This window comes from Paraburkholderia lebeckiae (assembly GCF_014201005.1).
Classification (GTDB): domain Bacteria; phylum Pseudomonadota; class Gammaproteobacteria; order Burkholderiales; family Burkholderiaceae; genus Paraburkholderia; species Paraburkholderia tuberum.
In genome coordinates this window covers 36055-51139 of the sequence record NZ_JACHDK010000028.1, presented here as the reverse complement: position 1 = coordinate 51139, position 15085 = coordinate 36055, and the positions used below count along the sequence as shown (strand labels likewise).

The window sequence follows — 15085 nt, the reverse complement described above, 5'->3', positions numbered from 1 at the left end:
GTGTTTCATTAACTGCGACCGCGCAGAGGCGGCGGTGTGCCGGCGTAAGTCACCGCCGGCACACCGCGAACCCTGCGCTTGATTCAATCAGGCGATCATCCGACCGGATCAACGGCGGTTCGAACCCGACACCACGTCGATCCACACGGCCAGCACGAGGATGCCGCCCTTCACGATCATCTGCCAGTACGCGTCGACGTCGAGCATGGACATGCCGTTGTCGAGGCTCGCCATTACGAGCGCCCCGATCAGCGCGCCATACACGGTACCGGAGCCGCCGCGCATCGAGGTGCCGCCGATAAAGCACGCGGCGATCGCGTCGAGTTCGCCCATCGAGCCCGCCGACGGCGAACCGGCCGCGAGCCGCGCCGTGTTGACGATGCCGGCGAACGCGCACATCAGCCCCATCAGCGCGAAGATCGCGAGCTTCACGCGGTCGGTGTTGACGCCCGAGAGCCGCGTCGCTTCGAGGTTCGAGCCGACCGCGTAGATGCGGCGTCCGAACACGGTCTGCGTCGCGATCCATGAAAAGACGCCGAGCAGCGCGAGCAGCAGCAACACCGGCACCGGAATGCCGCCGTAATTGTCGAGCATCGCGATAAAGCCGGCGAGGATCGCGCCCGCGCCGATCACCTTCGCGACGTCCTGCCAGAACGGCACGACGCGCAACTGATAACGCTGCCGATTCGCGCGCTGGCGGATCGTCAGGAATGCCAGCAGCAGGAACAGCACGACGGCGAGCGTGTCGCCGGCAAGCCGCGGCAGATAGCCCTGGCCTACGAACACGAAGCTGTCCGACACCGGCGCGATCGTCGACCCTCCGGTAATGCCGAGCAGAATGCCGCGATACGCGAGCATGCCACCGAGCCCGACGATAAACGACGGCACGCGCCGATACGTCGACCACCAGCCGTTGAACACGCCGACCGCGACGCCGAGCAGCAGCACGACCGGAATCGTCACGCCGATCGGCCAGTGCCGGTTCACGTCGAGAATCGCCGCGACGCCGCCGAGCAAACCGAGCAGCGATCCGACCGACAGATCGATTTCACCGGCGATGATCACGAACACCATACCGCACGCGAGCATGCCGGTAATCGACATCTGCCGCAGCAGATTCGACAGGTTGCGGGGCGTGACGAACGCGCCGTGCGTGAGCGCCGAAAAGAAAATCCAGATCACGGCGACGGCGATCAGCAGCGCCAGAATCTTGTAGCGCGCGAACAGTTGCTGGATCCGTTGCGTGCCGCCGAATGCGCCTCGCGGCGCGGCGTTGTCGGTGCGTTGGGAAGTTACTTCGGGAGTCATGCGGCACTCGCTGCGGTTGGGTTCGAAGATAGATGCACGGGGCGGATCGCGGCGCCGAGAATGTCTTCCTGCGTGAGGCCGTCGTTGATGAAGTCGCCGCGCAACTCGCCTTCGCCGATCACGAGCACCCGGTCGCTGATGCCGAGCACTTCCGGCAATTCTGACGACACCATCACGATCGACATGCCGCGCTGCGCCAGCTGGAAGATCAGCTTGTAGATCTCGTATTTGGCGCCGACGTCGACGCCGCGCGTCGGTTCGTCGAGAATCAGCACGGTTGGGTTGGTCAGCAACATGCGCGTGAGCACGGCCTTCTGCTGATTGCCGCCCGACAGACTTGCAATCGATAACATCGGATTCGCGGCGCGCACGGAAAGCCGCTTCATTTCCGTCTGAATCGTGTCGAGTTCGGCCGCGGAATCGATACGTCCGCCCGACGCGAAACGCTGCAACACCGCAAGCGTGATGTTATGGCCGACGCTCATGCCGGGCACGATGCCGTGGCGTTTGCGATCCTCGGGCACCATCGCGATGCCGGCGCGAATCGCGTCGATCGGCGCGCGAATTTTCAGCGGCTTGCCGTCGAGCACGACGTGCGCCTCGCTGATGCCTGCATACGCACCGAAAATCGCCTGCATCAGCTCGGTGCGGCCCGCGCCGACGAGCCCGGCGACACCGAGAATTTCGCCGCGCCGCAACGAGAACGACACGTCGTCCACGCGCTTGCGGCGCGGATTCGTCATGTCGAAACAGGTCACGTTGCGCGCTTCGAAGATCACGTCGCCGATCGGATGCGGCTCGCGCGGAAACAGGTTCTTGATCTCTCGGCCGACCATCAGCGAGATGATCCGCTCGGTCGTCAGGGCGTGCATCGGCTCGGTCGCGACATGGCGGCCGTCGCGAATCACGCTGATCGTGTCGCAGACGGCCGCGACTTCGTCGAGCTTGTGCGAAATGTACACGCAGGCAATGCCGCGCCGTTTCAGATCGCGCACGATATCGAGCAGAATCGCAATTTCGGAGGCGGTCAGCGACGACGACGGTTCGTCGAGGATCAGCAGCTTCGCGCGCTTGTTCAGCGCCTTCGCGATTTCGATCAGCTGCTGATGGCCGCCGCCATAGTTCATCACGGGCTGCGCGGCGTTGATGCCGCTGATGCCGAGTTCGCGCAGCAGTTCGTCGGCACGCTGATACATCGCCGCGTAATTCATGCGGCCGCCGGGCAGCGTGATTTCGTTGCCGAGAAAGATGTTTTCCGCGACCGACAACTCCGGCACGAGCATCAGTTCCTGGTGGATGATGATGATGCCCGCGCGTTCGGTGTCGCGTACGCTCGCGGCCTTCAGCGTCTCGCCTTCCCAGGTTATTTCGCCGTCCCACGTACCGTGCGGATACACGCCGGACAGCACCTTCATCAGCGTCGATTTGCCCGCGCCGTTTTCGCCGCACAGGCCCACGCATTCGCCCGGCGATACGGTCAGATCGATGCCGTCGAGCGCCTTCACGCCGGAAAAAGCTTTGACGATGCCGCGCATCGTCAGAAGAGGTTGCGTCATTCGCTATGCCTCGCTGCAAGTTGGGCCGATGTTCGACCGCGCTCCCGGGCGCCATGACCCGGGAGCGTGGCGTTCACATAGGGCCCGTCTCTGTGTTATTTGCTCGCGAGTTGCTCTTGCGTGTAGAAGCCGTCCTTCACGACGGTGTCGAGGTTCGCCTTCGTCAGCTTGGTCGGCTGCAGCAGCACCGTATCGACCTTCTTCTTGCCGTTGTCGTATTGCGCGTTGAACGCCGGCTTGTCACCCTTGGCAAGCGCGACCGACAGCTTCGCCGCTTCGCCCGCGATCAGCTTCAGCGGCTTGTAGACCGTCATCGTCTGCGTGCCGGCCGCCACGCGCTTCACGGCAGCGAGGTCGGCATCCTGACCCGAGATCGGTACCTTGCCCGCGAGGCCCTGCGCGGCGAGCGCCTGGATCGCGCCGCCAGCGGTGCCGTCATTCGACGCGACGACTGCGTCGATCTTGTTGTTGTTCGCGGTCAGCGCGTCTTCCATGATGCGCAGCGCGGTAGATGCGCTCCACTCCGGTACCCACTGCTGGCCGACCACCTTGATGTCACCCTTGTCGATCGCCGGTTGCAGCACCTTCAGCTGGCCCTGGCGCAGCATCTTCGCGTTGTTGTCGGTCGGTGCGCCGCCGAGCATGAAGTAGTTGCCCTTCGGACGCACGTCATAGACGCCCTGCGCCTGCATCTCGCCGACCTTCTCGTTGTCGAACGAGATATAGGCGTCGATATCGGCGTCGAGAATCAGACGGTCATACGACACCACCTTGATGCCCGCTTTGCGCGCTTCGGCCACGACGTTGCCGAGCGTCTTCGAGTTGAACGGCACGATCACAATCACGTCGACGCCGCGCGAGATCAGGTTTTCGATCTGCGAGATCTGACGCTCTTCGCTCGCATCGGCCGATTGCACCGACACCTTCGCGCCGAGCTTTTCCGCCGCGGCGACGAAATAGTCGCGATCGCGCGACCAGCGCTCGACGCGCAGATCGTCGATACAGAAGCCGATTTCCGGATGATCCTTGCTGGCGTGCGCGAGCGGCGCGGCGAGCGACAGGCTGGCGAGTACCGCGCCGCACAACAGCGAGCTAAGTACGTTACGACGCATTGCGAATTTCATTGATGTCTCCTTTGTGTAGTGATAGCCGGAATACCGGACGTATCGGTCTGCGCTGCGAGCCGCAGACTCGGACAAGCGACAACCCACAGCTTGCTGGTGCGCGCGGTCGACGTGGCCGCGCGATCTTTATTCAACGTCCGCTATAAATCGCCTGATTTACGATGTTTTCCATCTGTTCCTGTTGCCCGCTCACATGCCGCGGATTGAGATCGCGCGCCAGCGTGTCCGCCGCAAGCGTCGACAGCGAGTAGTCGCCGGACAGGATCTTGCGGCCGAACTCGCCATCCCAGCCCGCGTAGCGTTGCCGCTTGAACTGCTCGAGGCGCTCGTTTTCGAGCAGCACCGCGGCGCGTTCGAGGCCGAGCGCGAGGTTGTCGATCGCGCCGATGTGGCCATAAAACAGGTCTTCCGCATCGACACTCTGGCGCCGCAGTTTCGCATCGAAGTTCATGCCGCCGCTCGTGAAGCCGCCGTGGCGCAGGATTTCGTAGAAGGCCAGCGTGAGTTCCTCGACGCTGTTGGGAAATTGGTCAGTGTCCCAGCCATTTTGCGGATCGCCGCGATTCGCATCGACGCTACCGAAGATGCCGAGCGCAAATGCGGTCGCAATCTCGTGATGGAACGAGTGCCCCGCGAGCGTCGCGTGATTCGCCTCGATGTTGACGCGAATCTCCTTGTCGAGGCCGTGCTGCAGCAGGAAGCCGTGCACGGTCGCGACGTCGTAGTCGTATTGATGCTTGGTCGGCTCCTGCGGCTTCGGCTCGATCAGCAGCGCGCCCTTGAAACCAATCTGGTGCTTGTGTTCGACGACCATGTGCAGGAAGCGCGCGAACTGCTCGCGCTCGCGCACGAGGTCGGTGTTGAGCAGTGTGTCGTAGCCTTCGCGGCCGCCCCACAACACGTAGTTTTCGCCGCCGAGGCGCAGCGTCGCGTCGAGCGCATGACGCACCTGGGTCGCCGCAAAGGCGAAAACCTCCGGATTCGGATTAGTCGCGGCGCCGGCCGCGTAACGCGGATGCGAAAACAGATTCGCGGTGCCCCACAGCAATTTGACACCGGTATCCTGCTGCTTGCGCGCGAGGTAGTCGGACACGCGCAGGAAGTTCTCGCTGTATTCCTTCACGCTCGCGCCTTCTGGCGCGACGTCGGTATCATGGAACGTGTAGTACGGCGTGCCGAGCTTCGAGAAGAATTCGAACGCGGCGTCGGCCTTCTGCAGCGCCCGTTCCATTGCGTCGCCGGGTTGCTGCCACGGCCGCCGGAACGTGCCCTGACCGAAGATATCGACGCCGGGCCATACGAAGGTATGCCAGTAGCAGACGGCGATACGCAGATGTTCCTCGAGCGTCTTGCCGAGTACCTTCCTCGTTTTGTCGTAGTGACGGTACGCAAGCGGGTTGTCCGATTGCGGGCCTTCGTAACGAATCTCTGGAATGTGTTCGAAGTAGGACATCGGCGTCTCCAATGTATGTTGCATTGCAATCCACGCGAGAAGCCGCGCAGGCCGACAAAGTGACGCCATGCTGCCGCTTGCACGATGTGCCGGCAATTGCGAAATTGCGCAGCTCGCTTGATGTTTCTTACCGCCCGCGCGTTTGTTTACTGCCGTCGCGCGAATCGGCGCCTAGAATAACCAGACGCTTAAAAACGGGATTGCTCCCAGGCACCCGACACAATGGAGACAAAGGCGCGTGGTCCATCGATCCACCCGCCGCTCACCGCCATGACCCGTCCACAAGCACCTCAGACAACCCATCGCATCGCGCTGCTGTTCAACGCGAACAAGGTCTACGATCGCGAGATCATCACCGGCATCGGCAACTACCTGCTGTCGACGCGCGTCGCGTGGGATCTCTTCCTCGAAGAAGACTTCCGCTGCCGGCTCGCGGGTATCCAGCGCTTCGACGGCGACGGCATCATCGCGGACTTCGACGATCCCGCCGTCGACGAAGCCCTGCGCGACTGTCCACTGCCGGTGGTCGCGGTCGGTTCGTCGTACGAGGACCCGACGCAGTACCCCCCGGATTTACCCTATATCGCGACCGACAACAGCAAGCTCGTGTCGCTCGCGTACACGCACCTGATCGGCGCGGGCCTCGAAAACTTCGCGCTGTACAGCCTGCCGCAGGCGCAGGAAAACCGTTGGGCGCAACAGCGCGAACTCGCCTTCGCGCATCTGCGCAGCGCGGACGGACGCAGCGCGGCGCAGATCGATAGCGAGATCTATCGCGGTCTGTCGACGAGCGCGCCGTCCTGGAACCAGGCCATCGAACAGCTGACCACGTGGCTGCGGCAACTGCCGAAGCCGGTCGGCATCATCGCGGTGACCGACGCGCGTGCGCGGCATTTGCTGCAGGCATGTCTGATCGCGGGCATTCCAGTGCCGGAGGAAGTCGCGATCATCGGCATCGACAACGATCCGCTCACGCGGACGCTGACGCGCATTCCGCTGTCGTCGGTGATCCAGGGCACCGAGGAAATGGGCCGTACCGCCGCGCACATCCTGCATCAGATGCTGCACGGCGCGCGCTTTCCGGGGCGCCGCATTCTGGTGCCGCCGGTCGGCATCAACGTGCTCGAATCGACGCGGCATCAGCCGCTCGCGAGTCCTTACGTGATGCGCGCTCGCCATTTCATTCGCCAGTACGCGTGCCAGGGCATTCGCACCGAGCAGGTGGCCGACTATGTGGGCGTGTCGCGTTCGTCGCTCGAAGAGTATTTCCGGCGCGAGCGTCAGTGCACCGTGCATCAGGAGATCCTGCGCCACAAGCTCGACGTCGCGAAGTCGCTGCTCGCGAAACGCGATGCGTCGAGCGCGGAAGTCGCGATCCGGTGCGGCTTCACGTCGCTGCAGTACATGTACGCGGTATTTCGCCGCGAACTCGGCTGCACGCCGCGCGAATACCAGGAGCGCGTGGGCCCGAAGACCAAAACCGCTGGCTGAGCATGCTTTCTATTTTTTCTTCGCACTGACCACATGATCAGCATCGCACAACTCTCTTCCGAGCCGTGGGGCACACTGCAGGGCGGCGATCGCGTACGGCTTTACACGTTGCGCAACGCGCACGGCATGAAAGTCGCCATCAGCGACCTCGGCGCGACGCTGGTTTCGTGGCACGCACCGGATCGCGCCGGACGTCTCGGCGATATTCTGCTCGGTCACGACACGCCCGCCGAATACGTGGCGGCCTCGACCTACATGGGCGGACTGATCGGCCGCTGGGCGAATCGCATTGCGGGCGCGCGCTTTTCGCTCGACGGCATCGAGTACACGCTCGATCGCAACGAAGGTCCGAATCTGCTGCACGGCGGCACGGTCGGTTTTCATCGGGCGTTGTGGGAGGTCGCCGAGGACGACGGCGCGTTGCTGATGCGGCTTGAGTCGCCCGAAGGCGATGCCGGTTTTCCGGGCAACGTGACGGTGCAAGTGCGCTATTCGCTCGACGACGACGGCACGCTGACGATCGGCTACGAAGCGATCACCGACGCGCCGACGCCGCTCAATCTGACGAGCCATCCGTACTTCAACCTGACCGGGCGCGCGGGCACCGACATTCGCGGCCACGTGCTGTCGATCGACGCCGAGCGCTTTTTCGAAGTCGACGCGACGATGATTCCGTGCAAGCTCGCCGACGTCGCGGGCAACGCATTCGACTTCCGGCAGAGCGCGCCGATCGGCGGCCGGCTCGACTGGCCGCACGCGCAACTCGCGCGCGCCGGCGGCTTCGATCATTGCTACGTGCTGCGCGAGGCGCCGGCAAACGCGACGAAGGGCAACGACGGCCACGCGCCGCCGCTGCGCGAAGTCGCCTGTGCATACGATCCGGGCAGCGGACGCGAACTGACCGTCGCCACTGATCAGCGGGGCTTGCAGTTTTACACGGGCAACGCGTTGAACGGCAACCCGGGACGCGGCGGTGTCCGCTACCAGCGGCACGCCGGCTTGTGCCTCGAGGCGGGCGGTTTCCCGAACGAGGTCAATATGACCGGGCAGAACGAAGTGATCGTGCGACCCGGAGATACTTATCGGCAAATCACGAGTTATCGGGTCGATGTGCGCAAAGGTGTGTAACCAGCTTGACGGACGCATTTTCGCTGTTCTACGAGAACCGCGACGGCGAGATTACAACTCGCCGACTACGCGTTCTCTGCAATACTGAATTAGTCGGCTAGTGGTTTTCCCCAAGTTCGCCCCCTTCTAGACTGCGCTTATGGCACCGGTATCGCTGCGGTGCCGGACAGACAACTACGGAGGGAAACATCATGAAATCGCTTATCCAGGCAGTTGCGCTTACGGCCATGATCGCTGCGCCGGTCGCGTCGTTCGCGCAATCGCAACAGCCGATCACGCGGGCCGAAGTCAAGGCAGAGGTGCAGCAACTCGAACAGAATGGCTATAACCCGGCCATCGCGCTCGATGCCCAATATCCCGCAGACATCCAGGCGGCCGAGGCACGCGTCTCCGCGACGAACGCGAAGGGCCAAGGCGACACGTCTGGCTATGGGTCGTCGATGGGCGGATCATCGCAAGCGGGCCATCATCCGATGTGGGTCAATCCGGACGGTCAGTGACGAGTCGCGAACGTATGGCGAATGTCCGTAGCGAGGAAAGATTCTTGAGTTAACGGCCCTTTCCCGTCTTTGCGGTTTTCGCCGTTTCGAACCGATATGAAGCGGGCGCATGTTTTCAAGGCATGTGCCCGCTTTTTACGTTTATGCGGCGCCAACAACGTACCGCTAATTCTGACGCCGCCGCAGATTCACCCAGCCCGTGCCTGCGGGCATTCCGCCTGATACCAGAGGTCCACCTGCCTCTGCGCGCGCTCGAGACTCGCCGGATAGTCAGGATCAAAGCGTCGTTCAGGGTGGTAGCCCGCTTGCCGCAGCGCTGTCAGTTCGCTCATGCTCCGCTGGTGCGTGGCCGGTGCCTTGTTCCTGAGATCGGTCAGATCGCGGCATTGCGTTGCACTCAGATGCGTTTGCGCGCCGCCATTCCCGCCGCCTGCGGCGCAGCCAACGAGCGTGAGCACCAACACGGCAGGGATCGACCGCATCTGGGTCGCGATGTTCATGTTGTGCCTCCTTTGGGGAAATGACCTCGTCGCGAATGCCGTCTTCCCGCTCGGCCCTTCGCATCTCTGAGCCGGCTTATTCACCTGCCGCCGTTTTCAATTATTGGAAACGTCTATGAAAGTCGCCACCAATTTCATCTACCACGGTTTCGATACGGACATAGACTTTCCCCTGGTGAATGCCGATTCGCCTGCGCAACAGTTGGCCCGGCGTTATCCCCTCAACGAGGGAGCCGCTCCCTCTCACACCAAGGAGACATGCGATGCCCCGCACCGCCGCTGAAAAACGCGCCGCTTTCCGCGCGCTGCACTCGTCTGGCTGTTTCGTGCTGCCCAATCCGTGGGACGCGGGCAGCGCCCGTTATTTGCATACACTCGGCTTCAGGGCGCTCGCGACCACGAGTTCTGGTTTTGCGTGGTCGACCGGACATGCGGACAACACGTTGCCGCGCGAAACGATCCTCGCGCACCTGCGCGCAATCGTCGACGCGACCGATCTGCCGGTCAACGCCGACTTCGAAAACGGTTTCGGCCGCGACCCGGAAGAAGTCGCCGAGAGCGTGACGCTCGCGGTGGAAACGGGCGTCGCGGGTCTGTCGATCGAAGACTCGACCGGCAACCCCGCCGCGCCGCTGTTTCCGGTCGACGTCGCCGTGCAGCGGCTCAGCGCGGCACGACGCGCGATCGATCAGAACGGCGGCGACACGCTGCTCGTCGGCCGCGCGGAGAATTTCTTCGCCGGCAAGCCCGATCTCGACGATGCCATTGCGCGTCTGAAGGCCTATGCGGCGGCGGGCGCCGACTGCCTGTATGCGCCCGGCATCCAGACGCGCGAGCAGATCGAAGCGGTGGTCGCGGCCGTCGCGCCGAAGCCCGTCAATCTGCTGATCGGCTCGACATCGACCCTGACGTTGCAGGACGTGGCGGCGCTCGGCGTGCGGCGGATCAGTGTCGGCGGCGGGCTCGCGCGCGCGGCGTGGGGTGGCTTCATGCACGCCGCTCAGGCGCTGGCCGATGGCCGCTTCGACTTCACCGGCGCGACGGCGGGCACGCAGCTCAATGAGCTTTTCAATCGCAGCGCGTGAAAACGCCGCGCAAAGGACGCCTCATCAATTCCAGATCGCCACGCTGCGTCGAACGCATCGGAAAAACCGTGACGTTTCCGATGAGAAAAGCGCACGAGCGCGTGAATCGGCGCACAAAGGCCCCGATCACGCCAAATGTTATGATCGGAAACATTATTCGCCCGATCAAGCGCATACCCGACCAGCAGCAAGCCTCATGGACACCCACCTCACCAAATCCGCCGACACGTCCTCCACCGATCTCGGCCGGCGCGTGCGCGCCGCCCGTCAAGCGCAGGATCTGACGCTCGAAACCGCGAGCCGCCTATGCGGTGTCTCGCGCTCGACGCTGTCGAAAGTCGAAAACGGCCTGATGTCCCCCACGTTCGACGTGCTGCAAAAAATCGTGCTGGGCTTGAAGATCGAAATTGGCGAACTATTCGGCTCGACGCCGAAAGTCAGCGCGAGCGGCCGGCGCGCACTGACTCGCAGGAACGAGGGCCAGCGCCACGCTTATCGCGGCTATCAGATGGAGTTGCTCGCCACCGACCTGGCGCACAAGGCGATGCTGCCGTTTCGCATCCGCATCTCGGCGCACACGCTCGATGCATTCGACGACTGGGGCCGCCACGAAGGCGAGGAGTTTCTCTACGTGATCAGCGGCAGCGTGTGCCTCTATTCGGAGCTGTACGCGCCGACACATCTGAACGCGGGCGACAGCCTCTACTTCGACAGCCGCACGGGTCACGCGGCGGTGTCGACTAGCGAGGAAGACGCCGAAGTGTTGTGGATGGCGACCAACGCGGACCTTCCGCATACACCGCCTGCCGCGAACGAGTCAGCGAAGAAATAGCGCACCCTGCGCGGCGCGCGCACTCAGCGCGCCGCCAGCGCCCGTTGCGCGAGTTGCGCGATATGCAGTGCGTGTCGCCCCGTACCGTGCTCGATCTGCTCGCGACAACTGAAGCCGTTGGTCAACACGATCGTTTCCGCATTCGCCGCCACAGCGTCACGCACGGCCTCAAACATGTCCTCGCCGATCCTCTTCGACAACGCATGATGCTCGACGTTGAAGCCAAACGATCCCGCCATCCCGCAGCAGCCGGTATCGAGCAGCCTCCATCTGACGCCGAGCTTGTTCAGCAACGCCGTATCGCCCTGCATGCCGAATAGCGCCTTCTGATGACAATGGCCATGCACGATCACATCGGCCGCGAGCGTCGGCCACTCGAACGGCTGACGCGCGACGAAATCGGCAAACAGATACGTTTGCGCGGACAGCTTCTTCGCCAACGCATGATCGGGGAGTTGCTTCAGCAACTCGTCCTTGAACACCGATAGACAGCCAGGCTCCAGACCGACCAGCGGCACGCCGGCGGCGATGTCGTCCGCGAGGTCGTCGACGATATGCGTGAGCAGCTCGCGCGCGCGTTCGAGCAGGCCGAAGTCGTACAGCGGACGCCCGCAACACAAACGTTTCTTCGGCAACACGACGTACCAGCCGAGTTGCGTGAGCACATCCGCGGCGGCCTGCGCGATCTCGGGCGTGAAGTGGTCGTTGAATGTATCGACCCACAGGATCACCTTGTTTGCGTCGCCGCCGAGCGCATGAATCGCGGATGCTTGCGACGACGCACTCCGCCTATACGTTGCAGCGGCGAACCGCGGCAACGCACGCGTCTGCGCCACGCCCGCGATCCATTTGCCGAGCGCGGACAAACCGGGCGCCGTTGTCAGAAAGTTTGTCACGCGCGGAAAACGCGCGGCCCACGGTGCCCATTCGCCGATCCGCCCCATGAACAGCGCCTGACGCGGCCGACGATTGTTCTCATAGTAGTGAGAAAGGAACTCCGCCTTGTACGACGCCATGTCCGTATGCGTCGGGCAATCGGACTTGCAGCCCTTGCATGCGAGGCAGGTATCGAGCGCTTCTTTTACTTCGCGGCTGTTCCAGCCGTCGGCGATCACGTCGCCTTGCAGCATTTCCCAGAACAGATGCGCACGCCCGCGGGTCGAGTACTTTTCCTCGCGCGTGCCGCGATAGCTCGGACACATCGTGCCGCCTTCGAGCGAGCGGCATTTGCCCATCCCGATGCAGCGTTCGATCGCACGCTGAAAGCCGTCGCCTTCCTGGCTCGCGAACGCGAGCCTCGTATGCAGCGTCACCGGCTTGTACGCAGGGCCCATGCGCAGGTTTTCGTCGGCGCGGTATGCATGCACGACTTTGCCTGGATTCAGACGATTCGCCGGGTCCCAGATCGCCTTGAACTGCTCCATCGCCTGCATCAGCTCGGGGCCGTACATGATCGGCAGAAACTCGGCCTTCGCCTGACCATCGCCGTGTTCGCCCGACAGCGAGCCGCCGAATTGGACCACCAGTTCCGCCGCTTCGCGCAAGAACCCGCGCCACGTCGCGATACCTTCCGCGCTGCGCAGATCGAACGTGATGCGCGCGTGCACGCAGCCGTCGCCGAAATGGCCGTACAGGCTCGTCTCGTAGCCATGGCGATCGACGAGCGCCTGAAAGGCGCGCAGATAGTCGCCGAGCCGCAGCGGATCGACCGCCGCGTCTTCCCATCCGACCACTGGATCGGGCTTGTCGCGATCCACTGACAACGCGACCGCCGACGCCCCCGTCTCGCGAATCGACCACACCTTCGCCTGCAAGGCGCGATCTTCGACGAGCATCGTCGAGATTTGCGGCCCGGCCGCGCCGGATTGGAAATACGCGGCCGCGTCGCGTGCCTGTTGCAGCACCTCGTCCTGCGTGTCCGCGCCGAATTCGAGCACGACCCACGCATCGCCTTCGGGCAGCAGTGCGATCTCGTCCTTCTTCAGGCCGCGCGCCTGCAAGCCGCGAATGATCGCGCGGTCGAGTCCCTCGACTGCGATCGGCCCGCAGCGCATGAAATGCGGCACCGCGTCCGCCGCCGTATAGATGTCGGTAAAGCCGACCACGACGATCACGCGCCTGGCCGGACTCTTCACGAGCCTCACTTTCGCCTGCAATGTGAGCGCGCACGTGCCTTCGCTGCCGACGAGCGCACGCGCGACGTTGAAGCCGTTTTCCGGCAGCAGTTGATCTAGATTGAAGCCCGACACGCGCCGCTTGATCTGTGGGAATTTCGCGCGAATCCGTTCGGCGTACGTGTCGCGCAGTTGCTTGAGCGCCGCGTAGATTTCGCCTTGTCGGCCACCCGCCGCGATGATGCGTTCGAGTTCTTCCCCGGAGGTCGGGCCGACCCAGAAACGCGCGCCGTCGAAGGTCGCGATTTCGAGCGCTTCGATGTTCTCGACGGTCTTACCGGCCATCACCGAATGCGCGCCGCACGAGTTGTTCGCGATCATGCCGCCGAGCGTGCAGCGGCTATGCGTGGCGGGGTCGGGTGCGAACGTGAGGCCGTGCTGTTCGGCGGCATCGCGCAAGGAGTCGCACACGACGCCCGGTTCGACGACCGCGACGCCCGCAAGCGGATCGATCGAGACGACGCGGTTCAGATACCTGCTCGCATCGGCCACGACCGCGACGTTCACGCATTGGCCGTTCTGCGACGTGCCGCCACCGCGCGCAAGAAACGGCACGTCGTTGCGACGGCATGCGGCGAGCGTTGCGAGCAGATCGTCGATATCGGCCGGCACCACGACACCGAGCGGGACTTGCCGATAGTTCGACGCATCCGATGCGTACAATGCCTTGGAACCCTGATCGAATCGCACCTCGCCGCGCACGTGCTGGCGCAGGTCGCTTTCGAGCGCCTGCAATAGCTCCGCGCTGGCCGAGAAAGGCGTGGCGACACGCGGTTCATTCAAAGCGCCCCGCTGCGCGCCAAGCCGCCGCTCTTCATCCAATGACAATGACGTCCCCACTGCGCACCTCGTCTGCGATGTCGGCGCTCGCGCCGCCGTATGCGCTCAGGCCGCCTGGCTCGCGGTCATCCGGAAGATGCCCTGTGCGTTGCCCGCGTCGAAACGCAGGTCCGTTTCCCAGCGGCGCGCGTTCTGATCGAAACTGCGCTTGCGCGTAATGAATTCGAAGAACGAGCCCGGCACGTCGCGCGTAACGACGCTGCCGTCGGCCGCGCGAAATTCACGCGGCACGACATCCGCGCGATACGCGGTCTGGAACACACGCCCGGAACGCGAATGCTCGACTTCGGGCTTCATCGGCCGACCCTTCGCCTTCTGTTCGTCCGACAGCTTGAAGACGTCCGCGACGCGATCGGTCGCGTGATTGAACGCGTTACCTTCGGTAGCGATCCACGCCATCTCCGCCGATTCCTTCAACAATACTTCGTAATCGGCTTCGTGTGGCATCTCGTGCTGACGCGCGAACGCACCGACGATCACCGGTAGCAACTCGTGCGCCGCATCGAGCGGCAGCACGCCATCGCGTTCGAGTTCCCACAAGAGGCCGTGAGCGCGCGGCGTCAACGGATCGCGCGAGGCACCGATCACGTTCGTCACCGCCTGCTGGAACGCCGCGGAAAAACGCTCCGGGTGCAGTTCGCTGACGAAGAACTGCGCGATCTCGTCGGCGGCGTCCTCATGCGCCCACGCGCGGCCGGTCATGCCGAGACGATCGAGCGGGTAACGGCCGTTGATCCGAAAACCGAGCGGCCGCAGGATGCGCGCGAACGCGGCCTCGCCGGACGGCAGCGCGCCGCTGTGCGGCCAGCGCACGGTGCGCAGCGCGCCATGATCGAAGTACACGCTGCCGCCGGCGGCGATGGTTTCCTCCGTATAGCGGCGGCCGTTTTCCGAGCGCGCGAGCAGATCGTCGAACAGCGCCATGTTCATCGCCTGTGCGAGTTCGGCGCGCGTGACGCTGCCGCTCTCCCACTCGTTCAACACATGCGGATGATTCAGCGTCGCAAAAAGGCGCGCGGCTTTCTCCGCGCCCAGCAGCTTCACCAGCAGTTGTTCGACGTTCGCATTCTTCAAGTTTCGCATCCGGCTTCTCC

At 63.6% G+C, this 15085-nt stretch carries 13 protein-coding genes; 6 read left to right on the top strand and 7 right to left on the bottom strand.

The genetic code is table 11. From position 1 onward, the window contains the following. Positions 1–108: 108 nt before the first annotated feature. From HDG39_RS30830 to xylA, 4 genes are all read right to left on the bottom strand, one after another. Complete coding sequence (locus HDG39_RS30830) at positions 109–1308, bottom strand: sugar ABC transporter permease (protein ID WP_184011501.1); 1200 nt, start codon at positions 1306–1308, stop codon at positions 109–111. Continuing rightward, on the bottom strand, positions 1305–2864 hold the full coding sequence (xylG, locus tag HDG39_RS30825) for a D-xylose ABC transporter ATP-binding protein (RefSeq protein ID WP_184011499.1): 1560 nt from the start codon (positions 2862–2864) through the stop codon (positions 1305–1307). Before xylG ends, HDG39_RS30830 begins: the two co-directional genes overlap by 4 nt. Positions 2865–2959: 95 nt before the next feature. Then, positions 2960–3988 carry a D-xylose ABC transporter substrate-binding protein gene (gene xylF / locus HDG39_RS30820; protein WP_184011497.1) on the bottom strand — a complete coding sequence of 343 codons (1029 nt, stop codon included), beginning with the start codon at positions 3986–3988 and terminating at the stop codon, positions 2960–2962. A gap of 130 nt (positions 3989–4118) precedes the next feature. Next, positions 4119–5441 (bottom strand): xylose isomerase, encoded by a 1323-nt coding sequence (gene xylA / locus HDG39_RS30815; protein ID WP_184011495.1) that lies wholly within the window; start codon positions 5439–5441, stop codon positions 4119–4121. A 270-nt stretch (positions 5442–5711) separates the two neighbouring features. On the opposite strand from xylA, the gene HDG39_RS30810 reads away from it, so the two are divergent. The 3 genes from HDG39_RS30810 to HDG39_RS30800 all read left to right on the top strand — a co-directional run bounded on the left by HDG39_RS30810 (position 5712) and on the right by HDG39_RS30800 (position 8560). After that, the gene (locus tag HDG39_RS30810; protein ID WP_090808461.1) at positions 5712–6932 is read left to right on the top strand and encodes a XylR family transcriptional regulator; all 1221 of its coding nucleotides are present in this window, start codon (positions 5712–5714) and stop codon (positions 6930–6932) included. Between the two features lie 33 nt (positions 6933–6965). Next, complete coding sequence (locus HDG39_RS30805) at positions 6966–8060, top strand: aldose epimerase family protein (RefSeq protein ID WP_184011493.1); 1095 nt, start codon at positions 6966–6968, stop codon at positions 8058–8060. A 191-nt stretch (positions 8061–8251) separates the two neighbouring features. Beyond that, positions 8252–8560, top strand: a complete 309-nt coding sequence (locus tag HDG39_RS30800; protein WP_184011491.1) for a DUF4148 domain-containing protein — start codon at positions 8252–8254, stop codon at positions 8558–8560. A gap of 188 nt (positions 8561–8748) precedes the next feature. Here HDG39_RS30800 and HDG39_RS30795 read toward each other — a convergent pair whose 3' ends face one another. Next, positions 8749–9060 (bottom strand): hypothetical protein, encoded by a 312-nt coding sequence (locus HDG39_RS30795; RefSeq protein ID WP_184011489.1) that lies wholly within the window; start codon positions 9058–9060, stop codon positions 8749–8751. A 115-nt stretch (positions 9061–9175) separates the two neighbouring features. On the opposite strand from HDG39_RS30795, the gene HDG39_RS30790 reads away from it, so the two are divergent. The 3 genes from HDG39_RS30790 (at position 9176) to HDG39_RS30780 (ending at position 10977) form a co-directional block, all read left to right on the top strand. Next, the gene (locus HDG39_RS30790) at positions 9176–9343 is read left to right on the top strand and encodes a hypothetical protein (protein ID WP_184011487.1); all 168 of its coding nucleotides are present in this window, start codon (positions 9176–9178) and stop codon (positions 9341–9343) included. After that, positions 9324–10145: an isocitrate lyase/PEP mutase family protein gene (locus HDG39_RS30785; RefSeq protein WP_184011486.1), complete on the top strand. Its 822-nt coding sequence runs from the start codon at positions 9324–9326 to the stop codon at positions 10143–10145. Before HDG39_RS30790 ends, HDG39_RS30785 begins: the two co-directional genes overlap by 20 nt. 196 nt (positions 10146–10341) lie before the next feature. Next, on the top strand, positions 10342–10977 hold the full coding sequence (locus tag HDG39_RS30780) for a helix-turn-helix domain-containing protein (protein WP_184011484.1): 636 nt from the start codon (positions 10342–10344) through the stop codon (positions 10975–10977). 23 nt (positions 10978–11000) lie between these two features. Here the strand turns inward: HDG39_RS30780 and HDG39_RS30775 are convergent, their stop codons facing one another. Both HDG39_RS30775 and HDG39_RS30770 read right to left on the bottom strand, forming a co-directional pair. Beyond that, positions 11001–13973 (bottom strand): FAD-binding and (Fe-S)-binding domain-containing protein, encoded by a 2973-nt coding sequence (locus HDG39_RS30775; protein WP_184011525.1) that lies wholly within the window; start codon positions 13971–13973, stop codon positions 11001–11003. Positions 13974–14036: 63 nt separating this feature from the next. Continuing rightward, positions 14037–15074: a DUF1338 domain-containing protein gene (locus HDG39_RS30770; RefSeq protein ID WP_184011482.1), complete on the bottom strand. Its 1038-nt coding sequence runs from the start codon at positions 15072–15074 to the stop codon at positions 14037–14039. Positions 15075–15085: the final 11 nt, after the last annotated feature.